Origin of the sequence: Acinetobacter sp. DSM 11652, assembly GCF_900109815.1 — a bacterium.
GTDB lineage: Bacteria > Pseudomonadota > Gammaproteobacteria > Pseudomonadales > Moraxellaceae > Acinetobacter.
The window spans coordinates 80911-99095 of record NZ_FOBK01000003.1; the positions used below are offsets into that span (position 1 = coordinate 80911).

Genomic DNA, 18185 nt, shown 5'->3' on the forward strand with positions numbered 1-18185 from the left:
GAACTAAAAATACCGCTAGTTGAACTAACGGTATTTAAAACATGACTTCGTCTGTTTAATCGGGATTACTGCTGTGATTTCACTTCAGCAATTAATTGATCCACGACCTGTGGATCTGCCAAAGTTGAGGTATCGCCCAAACTATCTAGCTCATTAGCGGCAATTTTTCTCAAAATTCGGCGCATAATCTTGCCTGAACGTGTTTTGGGTAATGCTGGCGCCCAATAAATTGCATCTGGTGTAGCCACAGGTCCTAAAACTTTTCTTACCCAACCTACTAGCTCTTTCCTGAGCTCTTCTGACTCTGGCGTATCTGCCTGTAAAGTTACATAGGCTGCAATCCCTTGACCTTTGACGTCATGTGGCATACCCACAACGGCTGCTTCTGCAACATGTTCATGTGCAACCAATGCACTTTCAATTTCTGCAGTCCCCAAGCGGTGTCCCGAAACGTTCAGAACATCATCCACTCGCCCCGTAATCCAGTAATAACCATCTTTATCACGGCGTGCACCATCTCCCGTGAAATAATTCCCTGGATAAGTTGAGAAATATGCCTCGATAAAACGATCTGGATCACCCCAAATGGTACGCATTTGTCCTGGCCAAGAATCTTTGATCACCAAATTACCTTCAGCCTCTCCTTCTAGCTCTTTACCATCAGCATCAACCAAAGCAGGTTGTACACCAAAGAATGGACGTGTTGCAGAACCAGGTTTAAGTGCAGTTGCGCCCGGTAAAGGCGAAATCATAAAGCCACCTGTTTCAGTTTGCCACCATGTATCTACAATTGGACAACGACTTTCACCAACTACGGTGTAGTACCAGTTCCAAGCTTCAGGATTAATTGGCTCACCGACGGAGCCCAACAAGCGTAAACTACTACGGTCACTTTCACGGATAAATGCATCACCTTCACGCATCATCGCTCGGATCGCCGTTGGTGCCGTATATAAAATTGTGACGTTGTGCTTATCTACAATATGTCCAGTGCGTGCCCAAGTTGGGTATTGTGGAACACCCTCAAACATCAATGTTGTCGTCCCATTTGAAAGCGGACCATACAACACATAAGAGTGACCAGTAATCCAACCGACGTCAGCGGTACACCAGAAAATATCGTCTTGTTTTAAATCAAATACTTCCCTAAAGGTAAAGTTCGCGTAAGTCAGATAACCGCCTGTAGTATGTAGCACACCTTTAGGTTTACCCGTTGAGCCTGAAGTATATAAAATAAACAGCGGATCCTCTGAATTCATTGGTTCAGGTGGACAGATATCTGTGACTGTCATGATTTCCATGTGATACCACAGGTCACGACCTTCATGCATTGTGATTGGGTTACCAGTACGATGCACCACAATGACATTTTGTACAGAGCTCGTCCCTTCAAGCTCCATCGCTGCATCAACGTTTTCTTTCAGTGGAATTGGCTTACCACCCCGCATGCCCGAGTCTGCTGTAATGATGACTTTTGCTTGGCTATCATCAATACGACTTGCTAAAGAATCTGGTGAAAAACCTCCAAACACCACGCAATGTACTGCGCCAATACGCGTACATGCCAACATCGCAATGGCTGCTTCAGGGACCATTGGCATATACAGAACAACACGGTCGCCTTTGGTCACGCCATGCTTCTTGAGAACATTGGCAAAACGACAAACTTCATCGTGTAATTCTTCAAATGAAATAATTTTATGGCGTGATGGATGATCACCTTCCCAAATAATCGCAGGTTTATGTGGGTGTTCTTTTAAATGTCGATCGAGACAGTTTTCACTGACATTTAATTGGCCATCTGCAAACCATTCAACTTTGTAATTCTCTTTATCAAAGTTGGTATTTTTGACTTGTGTAAAAGGCTTAATCCAGTCTAGTTTCTTGGCTGCTTCGGTCCAAAATGCTTCGGGGTTTTCAATAGATGCTTTATACCGCTCGAAATATTGCTCTTCATTGGTTCGTGCAGTTTTTTTAAAAACTTCGGGTACTGGATATATTTCATTCATAATTCGCATCCTTGATTTATGTTTCTCATCTCGAGAGTTGTCTTGATCATACTGATCATTTTTTGTCTTATATCTTGAGTATGACTATACTTTAAAATTTCAAACAATCATGCTTTGGTCGTAGACTGAGCATTCATTTATTTCAAAAGTTATCCGTATCTTCTTGCCAATTGAACAACCTAAAATATCTAACAATCAATGATCCGAATCATTGCTGATCATCATTCCTAAGCAAGTAAAATCTGTCGTTGTCAAAAAACTCCATTTTTTTATCAATAAATACCATTTCGATTTTTTTGTTGGACAAGGTGCTGAATGTTTATAAAAACATGCAATTTTTTTGTTATTTTCAGTTTATTCAATGAATAAAAATGACGATAAAACCTGCGAACGTGATTTTTATTCACTGTATTTTCAGGCAAAATGTAAACATTCAATACATTTGGAACACTCGTGGCTGAACAACAAAATTCTTTGAGTCAGGTGGCTCAAGGTACGACTCAACTTCTACAAGATGCAAGTGAGAAAACGGCTCAAACCGTCATTGCACATACTGCGAAATACAATGATGCATATACCACCATTGATAAAATCATGGATGGCTTTTGGGAACGAATCCCTTATATCTGTATTGCTTTGATTGTATTTACCTTATTTTGGTTGTTGTCTAAGCTGTTCAAATTATTTGTCAGAAAAGCACTTTCAGAGCGTTCATATACCAAACAAAATTTAGTGCTCGTCCTCAACCGCGTCGGTAGCTCTTTTATTATTTTCTTTGGCTTCTTAATTGCGATGGTTATTGCAATTCCAGGGTTTACACCTGGACAGCTGATGAGTGCACTGGGGATCGGATCTGTCGCAATTGGTTTTGCATTTAAAGATATTTTTCAAAACCTGCTCTCTGGTATCTTAATTCTACTCGGTGAACCCTTCAAAATTGGCGACGATATCATTGTGAATGGTTTAGAAGGGACCGTTGAAGATATTCAAATTCGTGCAACCTACTTACGTTCACCTGATGGTCGTCGTATCGTCATTCCCAATGCAACGGTCTATACCAATGCAGTGACCGTCAATACAGCTTATCCACGTCGTCGTTGTGAATTCGTGGTCGGTATTGGTTACGAAGATGATGTTCAAAAAGCGAAAGATATTATTTTGAGTATTTTAGACCACGATCAACAAATCCTCAGTCAACCTGGATTTAGCGTGAATGTCTCTGCCTTAGCTGATTTCTCAATCAACCTCACTGTACGTTGGTGGGTGAATACGGGTGAAACTGCGACATCTACATCTATCAGTTTAGTTCAAGAAAAAGTGATTCAAGCTTTTGCTGAACATGAAATTTCGATTCCATATCCAGTTCAAGAGGTTAAAGTCTATCGCGGAGATTCTTCACAAGAAGATGAGTCACCACGTGCTAAACAGACGACCTAACACATAAGGAATCACCGTTTCAGTACGGATAATTCGGTTGCCTAAGCTGACAGCTTGGCAGCCGTTTTTTATGAGTAAATCAATCTCATAAGGAATATAACCACCTTCAGGCCCAATCAATATCGTACACGGGTGCTCAATCGCATGAGGCATACTTTGGGTTGCATAAGGATGTGCTACATAAGCTGGTCGTTCAACGGAAATCATTTGAGGAAGAACATCTTCCACAAAAGGTTTAAAGCGTTTATATATTTCGATTTCAGGTGGACATGTATCACCCGCTTGCTCTAAGCCCAGTTGAACATAGTGATCAATTTGCTGTAAAAATGGTGTTTGCCAATAGCTTTTATCGACCCGATAGCTGTGCAGCAAAATGATTTTTTCTACGCCTAGAGTTACAGCATCTTGAATCAATCGTCTCAATACTTTCGGTCTAGGCATAGCAACGATTAACGTTACAGGTAGTTTCTTCGGCACAGGCTCTTCATAAAGTGGCTGAATTAAGATTTTCCTTTCAGAAATTTCTATGACCTCAGCTGTATATCGACCAGCACATCTAATACCAACCTTTAAAGTATCTCCAATTTTAATATCAAGTTGATGCTTCAGATGCTCAATTTGGCGTGCTGATTGAATCGTCCAGAGGTCATCCTGTGCTGATGCAGGATCAAGCAATACAATATTCATATATTTAAAAACTAAAGGTATTGATTCAGGACATGAATATGTTTTTGCAACGACCCTGTATTCCGTTGCATGATCTGTTGAGCCTGATTTTGTACTGCTAAAATCGTTTCATCCTGAGATAAGCACTGAATAAGATGATTCACCACCTCTTCCGTAGTTTGACCGATTAGAATCCCTTTTTCTTCCACAAATTCATCGACAATGGTTTGAAAGTTAAAGTAGTTCGGTCCAATCACAGTCGGGACATTGAGTGATATTGGCTCTAAGATATTATGTCCACCGCCAGGTTCATTTAATGATCCACCCACAAAACTTGCTTGGCTCAATGCATACCAAATCCACATTTCACCCATACTATCAGCAAGATAAACTTGTGTATCAGCCTCAATGATTTCACCTAAACTACGTCGATGCATTTTTAACTCATGACTTTGAATGGCTTGTGCAACTTCATCAAAACGTTCTGGATGACGTGGTACAATAATCAGCAAGACGGCAGGATGATCATGTACATAATCTTTAAACTTAGATAACAGATTTTTCTCTTCAGGATGATGTGTGCTTGCAATCGTAATAATTTGGCGTGCTTGCAAATCCCAATCTTGATGAATTTGTTGCGCTTTCAATAGCATTTCTTCGGGCGCATGAATATCAAACTTAATACTACCCACTGTTTGACTATGCGCTGTAGCAGCACCTAAAGCCCTAAATCGATTGAGTGAAGCTTCATCTTGAGCCAAAAGTTGAGTCAGACCGCTGAGCATAGGCTGAGTAATACTTGGTACTTTGGCGTATCCTTTTGCTGACTTTTTAGATAAACGTGCGTTCACCAAAAAAGTGGGTATTTTACTAATTTTCGCCTGATCAATTAAATTGGGCCATAGTTCTGTTTCAACCAAAACCAACATTTTAGGTTGATATTTTTTAAAAAAAGCACTGACTAATTTTTTTTGATCTGCAGGTAAATATACTGCTTGAAAAAGATCTACATATGGTGCTTTTGCAAATAAGGATTTAGCTCGTGCCTGACCTGTTTTGGTGGTATTCGTAACCAACACAGCATACCCAAGCTTTAAATAATGTTCTATCAGAGGTTGTGCAGCATTGGTTTCTCCAACTGAAACCACATGAAACCATATCGCATTAAGATTTTTTGGAGATTGAAACGGACCGAAGCGCTCTAAGCACTCTTGATGAAATTGCTCAATATTGTCTGCTCGCTTTTTTATACGCCATTTATAAATTGGCTTTAATAAAGCCAATGCTGCATTATACCAAAATGGAGTTGTCAAAACGTAAGACCTCGAGCTTTCTTAAAAAAATAGGGCATGACCACGAAGTTGAGATCATACCCTGCGAATTTTTTCGGTTCAAATACTTATCTTAAATTTCAATTTCCTTGTAAAAAAGGATAATCGATATAGCCTTCAGCCACATTCGTCCCGATCATATTTTCTAACTTTAATTCATTCAAAGGAGCATTCTGTACCAAACGCTCATATAAATCAGGATTGGCGATATAATCTTTACCAAAAGACACTGCATCAGCTTGACCTGAAGTGAGAAGTTGTAAAGCATCCTCTCGACTTAAACGCATATTGGCAATAAAAGGAATACCTTGTCCACGCGCTTTTAATTCTTGACTAATACTGTCTTCTGCCAAATATTCACGTGTAAAGAAAAATGCAATGTGTCTTTGACCGAGTTGTTCTAACACATAACCAAAAGTTTCACGTGGATCATCATCACCCATATCGTGTTCATCACCACGAGGAGCTAAATGTACACCTACTCGACCAGCACCCCAAACTTCAATTAGCTCATCCACGACTTCTAACAAGAAACGCGCACGATTTTCCACCGAGCCGCCATATTCATCTTCACGCTGATTGGTTTTCGATTGCAAGAATTGATCAATTAAATAACCATTCGCCGCATGCAATTCCACACCATCAAATCCTGCCTCTTTAGCACGAATTGCTGCTTGTTTATATTGCGCTGTAATCGCGTGAATTTCAGAAATTTCTAATGGACGTGGCAAGACATAAGGACGTTTCGGACGCAACAAACTGACATGTCCGGCTTGTTGAACAGCACTCGCCGAAACGGGTATATCACCCTTCAGTAAATCTGGATGTGACACACGTCCAACATGCCAAAGCTGAGCGACAATTAAGCCATCTTTGTCATGAACAGCTTGGGTTACTTTCTTCCACCCTTCCACTTGAGCATCAGTGAATAATCCTGGCGTATTTAAATAGCCATTCGCCTCCTCAGAAATTACGGTCGCTTCTGAGATAATTAATCCACTACTTGCACGTTGCGCATAATACTCAGCCATCATTTCTGTTGGTACACGATCATCTGTCGCACGACTACGCGTTAAAGGTGCCATAACCACGCGATTTTTGAGCTTTAATTCACCAAAGACTACTGGGCTACTAAAATCAGTCATTCATTTATCCTCTTCACTCATTATCGTTAGAGTGATTGTTGAAGGTGTTCTGCAAAACTTTTTATCAGTGCTTCATTACGAGAAAAATAAGACCATTGACCATGCTTAGTAACATGAACCAAACCTGCTTGTTGTAAAACAGATAAATGATTAGACATGGTTGACTGAGATACATCTGCAATTTTTTCAATCTGTCCTGCACATACGCCACGACTAAAATCTTGCACGCACTCATCTTGTGGAATAAAGCGCTCTGGATCTTTTAAACATTGTAAAATTTGGCGGCGTATCGGGTTCGATAAGGCTTTAAAAATTGCTTCAGTATCCATCTCATTTCACTCAAGTTAATGATCTGCACTGTGCTGAACTCATTATATCGATTTTTATAGATATTAATATCGAATTATTACGATATTTAACAAATCGAGTTTATGAATGACTGTGCCGAATAATTCTGATTCTAACATTGAACTGATTTAATCTAGCAAGCTTCGTGCTAGAACAAAAAAAAGCAGGGCTTTTGCCCTGCTTTTTTTTAAAAATGATTAAAGCCCTTGTTTCAAACTAGCTTCAATAAATTTATCAAGATCACCATCTAACACGGCACCCGTGTTTGAGTTTTCAACGCCAGTACGTAAGTCCTTAATACGTGAATCATCCAACACATAAGATCGAATTTGGCTCCCCCACCCAATATCCGATTTAGAATCTTCTAGTGCTTGAGCTGCTTCATTACGCTTATTCATTTCCAATTCGTACAATTTAGCACGAAGCTGTTTCCAAGCATGATCACGGTTAGCGTGTTGTGAACGCTGGTTCTGACAAGCCACCACAATTCCAGTTGGTGCATGGGTTAAACGCACGGCAGAATCTGTTTTGTTAATGTGCTGACCACCTGCACCTGAAGCGCGGTATGTATCCGTACGGACATCTGCTGGATTGATCTCAATTTCAATGTTGTCATCAATTTCTGGAGACACAAAAACCGCTGAGAATGAAGTGTGACGACGGTTGCCTGAGTCAAAAGGTGATTTACGAACTAAGCGATGTACACCTGATTCAGTACGTAACCAACCATAAGCATATTCGCCTTCTACACGAATTGTTGCCGATTTAATCCCAGCCACATCACCGTCAGATTCTTCCATTAACTCAGCTTTAAAGCCATGACGCTCAATCCAACGTAAGTACATACGTAATAGCATAGATGCCCAATCTTGAGCTTCAGTACCACCTGACCCCGCTTGAATTTCGACATAGCAAGGATTTGGATCCATTGGATTACTAAACATACGTCTGAATTCAAGTTTAGCCAATTCAGCCTCAGCTGAATCAAGTTCTGCTTGAACATCTGCAAGCATTTCTTCTTCATCCGCTTCTACAGCAAGATCAAGCATCGCTTGTGCATCATCAAGTTGTGTTGCTAAACCATCTAAAACATTTAAAACGTTTTCGAGCTCACCTTTTTCTTTCGCCATCGCTTGGGCACGATTTTGATCATTCCAAATTGCTGGATCTTCAAGTTCGCGGAGAACCTCCTCTAAACGCTCTTTCTTTAGATCGTAGTCAAAGATACCCCCGTAGTGTTTGACCACGTTCGCTCAAGTCTTTTAGCTGGAGAAGATAAGGATTAATTTCCACGGTGTAGATCCTAAATATGTCTATATCAAAATTGCCAATATTTTAACACAGCCAAGTAAAACTTGAGAGTTTGCTTTTTTATTCAATATTCTCTTGACCATTGTTTAGTTATTATTAACAATACATTTAATTATTAAAAAATACTTACTTTATTTTTACAACAATAAGCAGAGACTTATGAAAATGAACAAAACCTATTTGGCTTTGGCCATCCTCCCTTTGACAACTTCAGCCATGGCCTACCAAGCTCAAATTGATGCTGGATATACCTATTTTGACCATGATAGTCTCAAGGTTGATTATCACGGTGTATTTGAAACAGAAGGTACTTATTACTTCAAAGCAGTTGATACTGAAAATAAACCACTTAATGAGGCTGCATTTCTTGGCCACCATAATCGCGTTTCAGCGAAATATAGTTTTCAGCATATTAAAGACGATAAATTGTATATAAATGAAACAGTTGTGCAAAGCAAACAAGAGCTGCACGGCTATTCAATAGGGGGAGAATATTATATTGATCAACTGTACTTCACAGGTGAGGTCGGTCGTCAACATTATAAAGTGGAGTCACGCTCAAGCTCACTAAACGGTTCATCTCATGCTAAGCAGCGTTTCGATCTAACCACCTATAGAGCTCTCGTTGGTTATACTCCTATTCAAAATTTACTGATAGCAGCAGGTATTAATGCTTATAAAGGTGAAGGCTTTGATGAAAATGCTTTTGCTTTAAAAGCCAAATATGTCACCCCATTAGACCAAAATGGTCAATATCTCAATTTAGAATTGGATGGTAGCTTTGGACATGATATTGATTCGATTACATTTGGTGGGGATTATTATTTAACTCAACGCTTAAGCCTAGGTAGTGCTTATACGCGAGATACGAATAGCACTAGTAAAATTCATAAAGACGAATACCAATTACGTGGCAAATACTTTATCAATAATAACCTCTCTCTTGGGAGTATTTTAAGATTCAGTGATGATGAAGATAAGTTTAATATAAACGGAACATATCGATTCTAATTCCATTCAACATGGGGAAGTAGCAGTGCCAAAACTGCTACTTTCGTTCAAATTGCATACAATTCATATTGAAAAGCAACATAAAATGACTAAAACACCTTATCTTTCACATGAATTAACATGATTTTTTATTTTTTAAAATCAATAATTTAAAGTTTTATTTTTACATAAAAATTACACAAGATACATTACTGTTACTTTTGCTTGATTGATCCTTCATGATTTTCCCCTACACTGAACTTGTAACAAAAAATGTATTAACAACTAACTCTATTGAGGGGAAGTATCCATGAAAAAATTAGCAATCGCGTCTGCGCTTCTTTCTGCTTTAGCTGTAACTGGAACTGCAAATGCATATCAAGCTGAAGTAGGTGCTTCTGCAGGTCTTATCGATCCTGATAATGGTAGTACAAGTGGTTCATTTGGTGTTGATGGTACTTATTATTTCCAACCAGTTCAAACACGTAATGCTCCACTAGCTGAAGCTGCATTCCTTGATCGTGCAAGTAATGTAAATGCGAAATACCAATACAGCGAAGTTGGTGATGATGAAAGACATCAATACGGCGTAGGTGTTGAATACTTCGTACCTAATTCTGATTTTTATGTAAGCGGTAATGTTGGTCGTGATGATCGTAAATTTGATATTGGACCTGATTTTGATGAGACAGTTTATGGTGCTGAAGTAGGTTATTTGCCTGCACCTGGCTTATTAATTGCAGCAGGTCTTAAGGGTTACGATAACGACTATGATGATGGTGTTGACCCAACATTACGTGCTAAATATGTAACTACATTGTCTAACGGTAAAGATATCAACTTAGAAGCTGGCGCTGCATTTGGTGACCTTGATGAATATAATCTAGCTGCTGATTACTTCATCGATAAAACTTTAAGTGTTGGTGTAGATTACTATAGTAAAGATACTGGTCCTGCAGATACAAACGAGTTTGGTGTAAGCGCACGTAAATTCTTCACACCTCAAGTCAGCTTAGAAGGTCGTGTAGGTTTTGGTGAACTTGCGAATAATGATTACAACAAATTCGGTTTAGCTGCTAAATATCGCTTCTAATATCTTGATTAAGATTTAATGTTTCTTAAAAGCCCATCTTAATGATGGGCTTTTTTTGTGCAAAAACCTGATGGAATGTCATTTTATGTACATTGACTCATCCCCTTTTGTTCTTACAATAGAAACTAGCTGTCACAAAACAGTCATATTTCTATAACAAAGAGAGTCAATATATGTTTAAAAAAATTACACTTGCGACTGCACTTATTGCAAGCTTAGGAACTGCACATGCGTATCAAGCTGAAGTTGGGGCTACAGCCAAATTGATCGATCCTGATAATGGTAGCAATTCTGCAGGTTTTGCGCTTGATGGCACATATTATTTTAATCCTGTTCAAATCAAGAACTCTCCATTAAACGAAGCTGCATTTTTAAATCGTTCAAGCAACGTGAATGCACAAGTGTCTTATGACGACTTTGATGTAAACGAATATTGGAATTATGGTGTTGGAGTTGAATATTTTGTTCCAAACACTGATTTCTATCTAAATGCCAATATTTCTCAGGAAACTGAAAAAGCTCCGAATACTCCCGACTTTGATATAACTTTCTATAAAGTTGAAGCTGGTTATTTCTTAGCACCATCTTTATTGGTCGCAGCTGGTTTACGTGGTTGGGATCATGATTATGATGATGGCATTGACCCTACTATTCGAGCAAAATATGTCACTCAAATTGGCGCAAACGATGTGAATTTAGAGGCTGGTGCTGCATTTGGTGATTTAGACGAGTTCTCTTTAAGAGGCGATTATTACATTGATAAAACACTCAGCGTGGGTGTCGACTATTTCAATCAAGATTTCAACGGCGGATCTTTTGATGAATTTGGTGTAAATGCTAAAAAATTCTTCAATCAGCAAGTAAGTGTCGAAGGTCGAATTGGTTTTGCAGATGACGGTAATACCTTTGCTATACGTGGTGCATACCGCTTCTGATCTTTGAGTGCTAAAAACCGCTCTGATGAGCGGTTTTTTTATTGATGCATATGTACAATGCGCATTTGTAAACTGGTATTGCCATTAAAGGTATTTTTATCCAGCTCATAGACCAAGCGAATTTCATTGAGCATCGGATCAAACTGATATTTATCTGCTGCGTTAAAGGCGATTGCCTCTACCACTTGACCATTTTCTAAAGCTACACGCAGTTTCAAGTGCACATCCTTCAGCCAGCGATAATCCAAAATTTTAAATACTCCCTCGAATACAGGCGCAGGAAACTTTTGCCCCCAAGGACTTAAATTTTGTAATACGTCCACCGTTTCAATTTGGAAAGCTGAAGCTGGCAACTCCCCATCCGTCCATAAGGTTGCAGTAAACAGACTTTCATCTTGACTGGCAATCAACTGCTCAAATACCTGCTTAAACTCAGCAAAATGTTCTTTTTGAATGGTTAGACCTGCAGCTGCAGCATGCCCACCAAAGTGACTGACAATATGTGGATATTGCTCAGCCACACGCTCAATCGCATCCCGAATATGAATTCCCTCAATTGAACGCGCTGAACCTTTGATATGAATGCCATCTTCATCACGGGCAAAAACGATACTCGGACGATGGAACTGCTCTTTTAAGCGTCCTGCCACAATTCCAATCACGCCTTGATGCCAATGTGGCTCAAACATAATTAACGCTGCAGGTATTGCATCCTTATCTAGCTGAATTTGATCTAATGCAGTCAATGCTTCTTGTTTAATCTTACCTTCTACCTGACGACGTTCCACATTGAGTTGATTCAGCTGTTCCGCTAAAGGATATGCTGTAGCCAAGTCGGATGCCAAGAGACATTCGATGCCAATGTCCATGGTTTCCATACGCCCTGCCGCATTAATTCGCGGTCCAATCACAAAACCTAAGTCTTGCGCTTTCAGTCCTGCAGGATCACGTTTGGCAATATCTAATAAGGCTGAAATCCCAGGGCGACATAATCCTTGTTTAATCCGCTTTAGACCACTGTCGATTAAGATTCGGTTGTTATAGTCCAAACTGGCAACATCGGCATAGGTCCCAAGCGCAACCAAATCCAAATAGCTGATCATTTGTGCAAAAGACTTGCCCATTTTTTTACGATGACTAGATAAATTCGCCAACACATAAAAGGCAACTCCTACTCCTGCCAAAGCTTTACTTGGAAACTCACAACCGAGTTGATTCGGATTCACCACTGCCTCAGCCATAGGCGTTGGCTTGGTTGTGAGATGGTGATCGGTAATAATCACTTGCATGCCATGATCTTGGGCTTGCTTAACTCCATCATGACTTGAAATACCATTGTCGACCGTAATCAACAAATCAGGCGTAAAGTTGGCAAACGCAAGATCTGCTATAGCAGGTGTCAAACCATAGCCATACTTAAAGCGATCAGGGACTAAGTAATCAACATCTGCCCCCATGTCACGCAATGCAAGCATCATCAGTGCTGTACTGGTTGCACCGTCAGCATCGTAGTCACCGACAATCACAATTTTTTTGTGTTGATTGATGGCTTGGTCAATCAACTGAATTGCAGCATCCAAACCTTTCATGGTTGGCGCCAATAAATGTTTTAATTTCAGTTCTAATTCTTGTTCAGATTCAACGCCACGACGTGCCAAAATTTCGGCAATAAATGAAGGCACGCCCTGAAAATTTTCAGGGCGTGTTAAAAATGGACGTTGCTTGATTTCAAATTTTGGCATTTATGGCATCAATCGTTGTAATTTCCACGCACCGTCGATTTTTTCATAACACAAACGGTCGTGCAAACGGTTTGGGCGACCTTGCCAGAACTCATAATAATCTGGCTCTATACGGTAACCACCCCAGAAGCCAGGCTTATCTAAAGTTTGTTGATCTGCCACACGCTCATGCAAATCATTAAAGCGTTGCTGTAGCTCGTCACGGCTCGCAATCACACCACTTTGTGGGGTACTAATATGCGCTGCAATTTGACTATCACGCGGACGCTTATGGTAATAATCAGCGGATTCTTGTTCCGAAATTTTTACCACTCGACCTGAAATGCGAATTTGGCGTTCTTGTTCTGCCCAATAAAACAGAATTTGCGCATAAGGATTGGCTACTAAGTCGAGTCCTTTTTGGCTGTCATAATTGGTATAGAACGCATAACCATTTTCATCCGCACCTCGAAGTAATACGGTACGTACGTGCGGTCGACCATCGGCATTTGCCGTAGCCAATGACATGGCATAAGGTTCGTGAAGCTGAGCTTCTAACGCATGGTTAAACCACAATAGAAACTGTTCATGTGGATCAGCATTCACTTGATCCTCATGTAATTCGCCTTTTTGATAATTTAGGCGCAGTTCACTGAGATCTTTAATCAAATCACTCATGAGTCAATCCCCGATTAAGCTGCTGCATTAGCACGTACAGCATCTGCCAAAGCATGTGCCAGTGCAGTCACTTCTTGAAGATTATCACCTTCAACCATCACACGAATTACAGGTTCAGTCCCTGACTTACGAATCAGTAATCGACCACGACCTTTAAGTTGCGCTTCGGCTTTGGCAAATTCTGCAGCCAATGCAGGTACTGAGTATGGATCAAACATTGCATCGAAACGGACATTTACAAGCACGTTTGGCAGTAATTTAAAGTCAGCAACCAACTCATGCAATGCTTTCTTCTGTTCAACCATGACAGTTAAGACTTGTAGGGCTGCAATAATCGCATCACCTGTGGTGCTCTTGTCTAGAGTTAAAATGTGACCTGAAGGTTCACCACCAATAACCCAACCGTTTTCCTCTAAACCTTGCAATACATAACGGTCACCAACTTTGGCACGTAGCAGTGGAACTTCTGCTTTTTCAAGTGCTAATTCAAGTGCCATATTGCTCATGAGCGTACCGACAATACCGGCTGGTTTATTGGCACTTTGTGTCGCCAAGATATATAGAATATGATCGCCATCAATCAGCTTTCCATTCTGATCCACTAGAATGACACGATCTGCATCGCCATCAAATGCAATACCCAAATCTGCTTGATGCTCAACAACAGCAGCTTGCAAACTCTCAGGATGAGTTGAGCCACAGCCTTGGTTAATATTCAAACCATTCGGTTCATTATGAATCGCAATCACTTTGGCACCGAGCTCACGGAATACCGCAGGACCCACGTTATATGCTGCTCCATTGGCACAGTCGACGACAATCTTTAAATTGTTTAAATCATAATGGTATGGGAACGTTGATTTACAAAATTCAATATAACGACCTGGAGCATCATCAACACGCACACTTTTTCCTAGACTCGCAATATCATCAATGACAATATCTTTCTCGAGTTCAGCATTAATCTCATCTTGAAACTCGTCTGGTAATTTTTTTCCTTCTGAAGAAAAAAACTTAATGCCATTATCATGATAAGGGTTATGTGAAGCTGAGATGACAATCCCTAAACTGGCATGCAAAGCACGAGTTAAATGAGCAATGGCCGGCGTAGGTAATGGACCCAATAAATGCACATAAACACCAGCTGCGTTTAAACCCGATTGTAAAGCCGCTTCTAAAATATAACCTGATAAACGAGGATCTTTGCCCATCACCACAATCGGTTTATTTCTTTTTGTTCTACGCTTAAGTACTTTACCCGCAGCAAACCCTAATTTGAGTGCAAACTCAGGTGTGATTGGAAATACACCGAATTTCCCACGAATACCATCAGTACCAAAATAACTCATTCATTCTCTCACTTCTTAGCGGGTGATTAACATCATCCTTTTTCAATGCGCACCACTTTACACCAAAATAAAAAAACCGTCATTTACATGACGGTTTTTTTTAAAAATTGTTTTATAACAGGCAATTAACCAACACGGTAATTCGGTGCTTCTTTAGTAATGGTCACATCGTGAACGTGTGATTCAGACATACCCGCAGACGTGATTTTCACGAATTTCGCATTTTGACGAAGATCTTCAATCACTGCAGAGCCTGTATAACCCATAGATGAACGTAAACCACCCATCATTTGATGCACGATGTTGCCCATTGGCCCTTTGTAAGGTACGCGGCCTTCAATACCTTCTGGAACCAACTTCTCAGCACCTGCTTTAGAGTCTTGGAAATAACGATCCGCAGAACCTGTTGCACCCGCCATTGCACCCAATGAACCCATGCCACGGTAAGCTTTGTAATAACGACCTTGGAAGAATTCAACTTCACCTGGTGCTTCTTCAGTACCAGCAAGTAAAGAACCCACCATAATCGTACTTGCACCTGCACCGATCGCTTTTGCCATATCACCTGAGAAGCGGATACCACCGTCTGCGATCAATGGAATTTGATCTTTCAGTGCGTTAGCAACAGAATCGATCGCCGAAATTTGTGGCATACCAATACCTGCAACAATACGAGTCGTACAGATTGAACCAGGACCGATACCTACTTTCACAGCATCTGCGCCTGCATCAAGTAAAGCCAATGCAGCATCGCCAGTCGCAATGTTACCGCCAATGACTTGAACTTGTGGGTAGTTGGCTTTAACCCAACGTACGCGCTCGATAACACCAGCAGAGTGACCATGTGCAGTATCGACTACAATCACGTCAACACCCGCATCAACCAATGCTTCAACACGGCTTGGAGTTTCAACACCTGTACCAACTGCAGCACCCACACGTAAACGACCTAAGTCATCTTTACAGCTATTTGGATAAAGCTCAGCCTTATTAAAATCTGTTACAGTGATTAAACCTTTTAGTTCGTTGTTTTCGCCAACAACAATCACTTTCTCAATGCGATTTTTTTGAAGAAGTGCCTGAATGTTTTCTTTTGATTCACCTTCGCGAACGGTGACCAAACGATCTTGACCAGTCATGATGTTGCTTACTGGCTGTTCAAGATTAGTTTCAAAGCGTGTATCACGACCTGTCACAATACCAACTACTTTGCCATCTTTCACCACTGGCACACCGCTGATATTGTTCGCTTGCGTAATTGCGATTAACTCACGCACAGTCGTTTCAGGGGTTACTGTAATTGGATCTTTCACCATGCCTGCTTCGAATTTTTTCACACGGCGTACTTCAGCAGCTTGCGCTGCAATATCCATATTTTTATGAAGGATACCAATACCGCCATTTTGTGCCATTGCAATTGCCATACGGGATTCAGTCACCGTATCCATTGCTGCAGACACAAGAGGGATATTCAAATTAATGCCGCGAGTTAAACGTGTCTTTAGAGAGACATCTTTTGGGAGAACAGTAGAGTAGGCAGGGAGTAATAGGACATCATCAAAAGTTAACGCGTCTTGAACGATGGTCAACATAACAGTCTCACTGGTAATTTCCGTGCGCCATTATATACAAATTTTAAGGTAAATTTCATTTCTTATTATCGACAATTTTATGAAATTTACCCATCACTCCTATTTTCATGCAATTTATTATCCAAAAAAATCATAATAAGAGCATATAAAACAGAAGCATATTTTAAATCATTCAAATTAACTGACCTGATCGTAATCCTCATCATTCGACGATGGAACAATTTCAATATCAATTAATGGGATCAGATGATGGGCTTGTCGAGCTTTGGCACATTGCGCATCTCCGGCTTGGACCTCTCTACACGATGAACTGCGAACCGTATAGATCGAGCAAGAGACCTGCTTCCCTATTTCTCCTTCTAGAGCAACGCATCGCGGGTTAGTTTGATTCGTCCCCACCATACAAGCATATACAGGGTTAATATCCTCAACCATCTCGGTAGGGATGTTCATCGCTTCCGCACCATAAAATGAAACACGGAAATAGGCACAACAAGCACCACAACTTAAACACGCATCCTGTGCAGAAATCTGAGAGAGCATTTTTAAATCTCTTAAAAATAATTTTTTAGTGACGAAATCCTAAAAAAACTTAATTTCGAAAACAAGATTTTTTTTATTATATTTATTTACTAATCAATAACTTCCATTAAAAAAATGCACCATTATGAATCACTTTCATGGTGCATTATTTCAATACTATTTATAAATAAACTAAATCTTTTGAAGATTCAGATCTTTATGCGTATACAACCATTTATAAACAATAATGTTGCACTAAAGTGCCCACACCAATGACAAGGAAAATTATTGCGCCAATTTTGTGAATCAAGGAGATAGGTAATCGATTCGCCAATTTATCACCAATAAATACTGCCGGCGCATTAGCGATCATCATACCTAATGTCGTTCCAGCCATCACCCACCAGATACTGTCAAAACGTGCAGCAAGTGCCACTGTCGCAATCTGCGTTTTGTCGCCAATTTCAGCCAAGAAAAATAAAATAAACGTCGCTCCAAAAACGCCAAATTTTTGCCATTTTTGAATACTTCCTGACTCATCCTCTAGTTCATCAGGGACCAGCATCCAAGCAGCCATAGCAATAAATCCTATTGCTAGAATCCACATGAGGATCTCGGGACTTAAAATTGTTGTAACCCATTGTCCTAGAGCAGCGGAAACTCCATGATTGACAATTGTCGCTAACAAAATAGCAATTAAGATTGGAACGGGTTTACGAAAGCGTGCAGCAAGAAGTAAAGCTAACAATTGGGTTTTATCACCCATTTCAGCTAGTGCGACGATACCTGTAGACAGAAGGAATTCATACATGATGTCTTTCTCTGGCTAGCATAACAAATACCAATGACCCACCATCCCTGCTAGCCAAAAATCCGCAGAATGGTAAATCAAAGGTCTTGCCAACAAAAGAAAGCTCAAATAGAGCTCATTTGGTTCTTTGCTATGATGACCATGCTCGTTTTAGAGCAAATATGTTGACCATCACCTGTTCTATTGCAGAACAGCGGCTACTCCCCAATGAAGTTTATCCATTATAAGCCTGGCTTTTTGTTTTTAC

The 18185-nt window shown here is 40.2% G+C and carries 16 protein-coding genes and 1 riboswitch; of the genes, 4 read left to right on the forward strand and 12 right to left on the reverse strand.

What is annotated here, in order from left to right:
* Positions 1-65: 65 nt before the first annotated feature.
* Positions 66-2009: an acetate--CoA ligase gene (gene acs, locus BMW42_RS04055; RefSeq protein WP_092766504.1), complete on the reverse strand. Its 1944-nt coding sequence runs from the start codon at positions 2007-2009 to the stop codon at positions 66-68.
* Between the two features lie 453 nt (positions 2010-2462).
* Between acs and BMW42_RS04060 the strand changes: the two genes are divergently transcribed.
* Positions 2463-3446 (forward strand): mechanosensitive ion channel family protein, encoded by a 984-nt coding sequence (locus BMW42_RS04060; RefSeq protein WP_092766505.1) that lies wholly within the window; start codon positions 2463-2465, stop codon positions 3444-3446.
* On the opposite strand, the gene BMW42_RS04065 is transcribed toward BMW42_RS04060, so the two are convergent.
* The 5 genes from BMW42_RS04065 to prfB all read right to left on the reverse strand — a co-directional run bounded on the left by BMW42_RS04065 (position 3420) and on the right by prfB (position 8229).
* Positions 3420-4133 (reverse strand): 16S rRNA (uracil(1498)-N(3))-methyltransferase, encoded by a 714-nt coding sequence (locus BMW42_RS04065; protein WP_092766506.1) that lies wholly within the window; start codon positions 4131-4133, stop codon positions 3420-3422. The two genes, BMW42_RS04060 and BMW42_RS04065, sit on opposite strands and share 27 nt — an antisense overlap.
* 11 nt (positions 4134-4144) lie before the next feature.
* Positions 4145-5425: a 3-deoxy-D-manno-octulosonic acid transferase gene (locus BMW42_RS04070; protein ID WP_035265800.1), complete on the reverse strand. Its 1281-nt coding sequence runs from the start codon at positions 5423-5425 to the stop codon at positions 4145-4147.
* A gap of 98 nt (positions 5426-5523) precedes the next feature.
* Positions 5524-6588 (reverse strand): alkene reductase, encoded by a 1065-nt coding sequence (locus BMW42_RS04075; protein WP_035265802.1) that lies wholly within the window; start codon positions 6586-6588, stop codon positions 5524-5526.
* 26 nt (positions 6589-6614) lie between these two features.
* On the reverse strand, positions 6615-6917 hold the full coding sequence (locus BMW42_RS04080; RefSeq protein WP_035265803.1) for an ArsR/SmtB family transcription factor: 303 nt from the start codon (positions 6915-6917) through the stop codon (positions 6615-6617).
* A gap of 216 nt (positions 6918-7133) precedes the next feature.
* Positions 7134-8229, reverse strand: a protein-coding gene (gene prfB / locus BMW42_RS04085) for a peptide chain release factor 2 (protein ID WP_143047395.1) whose coding sequence is annotated in 2 segments (ribosomal slippage) — positions 7134-8156 and positions 8158-8229 — 1095 coding nt in all. Because the reading frame shifts where the segments join, the coding sequence is not laid out codon by codon here.
* A gap of 177 nt (positions 8230-8406) precedes the next feature.
* Between prfB and BMW42_RS04090 the strand changes: the two genes are divergently transcribed.
* The 3 genes from BMW42_RS04090 (at position 8407) to BMW42_RS04100 (ending at position 11265) form a co-directional block, all read left to right on the forward strand.
* A complete protein-coding gene (locus BMW42_RS04090) occupies positions 8407-9258 on the forward strand; it encodes a putative porin (RefSeq protein WP_092766507.1) in 852 nt (283 codons plus the stop codon).
* A gap of 289 nt (positions 9259-9547) precedes the next feature.
* On the forward strand, positions 9548-10330 hold the full coding sequence (locus BMW42_RS04095; protein WP_035265806.1) for a putative porin: 783 nt from the start codon (positions 9548-9550) through the stop codon (positions 10328-10330).
* A gap of 173 nt (positions 10331-10503) precedes the next feature.
* The gene (locus tag BMW42_RS04100; RefSeq protein WP_035265808.1) at positions 10504-11265 is read left to right on the forward strand and encodes a putative porin; all 762 of its coding nucleotides are present in this window, start codon (positions 10504-10506) and stop codon (positions 11263-11265) included.
* Between the two features lie 38 nt (positions 11266-11303).
* Here BMW42_RS04100 and recJ read toward each other — a convergent pair whose 3' ends face one another.
* From recJ to BMW42_RS04130, 6 genes are all read right to left on the reverse strand, one after another.
* Entirely contained in the window at positions 11304-13007 is a 1704-nt protein-coding gene (gene recJ / locus BMW42_RS04105) for a single-stranded-DNA-specific exonuclease RecJ (protein ID WP_092766508.1), read from the reverse strand.
* Positions 13008-13664: a pyridoxamine 5'-phosphate oxidase gene (gene pdxH / locus BMW42_RS04110; RefSeq protein WP_092766509.1), complete on the reverse strand. Its 657-nt coding sequence runs from the start codon at positions 13662-13664 to the stop codon at positions 13008-13010.
* A gap of 14 nt (positions 13665-13678) precedes the next feature.
* Positions 13679-15013 (reverse strand): phosphoglucosamine mutase, encoded by a 1335-nt coding sequence (gene glmM / locus BMW42_RS04115; protein ID WP_092766510.1) that lies wholly within the window; start codon positions 15011-15013, stop codon positions 13679-13681.
* 125 nt (positions 15014-15138) lie between these two features.
* Positions 15139-16605: an IMP dehydrogenase gene (gene guaB / locus BMW42_RS04120; protein WP_035265814.1), complete on the reverse strand. Its 1467-nt coding sequence runs from the start codon at positions 16603-16605 to the stop codon at positions 15139-15141.
* 177 nt (positions 16606-16782) lie between these two features.
* Entirely contained in the window at positions 16783-17148 is a 366-nt protein-coding gene (locus BMW42_RS04125; protein ID WP_035265816.1) for a YkgJ family cysteine cluster protein, read from the reverse strand.
* Between the two features lie 214 nt (positions 17149-17362).
* Positions 17363-17938 (reverse strand): TMEM165/GDT1 family protein, encoded by a 576-nt coding sequence (locus BMW42_RS04130; protein WP_035265818.1) that lies wholly within the window; start codon positions 17936-17938, stop codon positions 17363-17365.
* A gap of 76 nt (positions 17939-18014) precedes the next feature.
* A riboswitch (yybP-ykoY riboswitch) is annotated at positions 18015-18156 on the reverse strand.
* Positions 18157-18185: the final 29 nt, after the last annotated feature.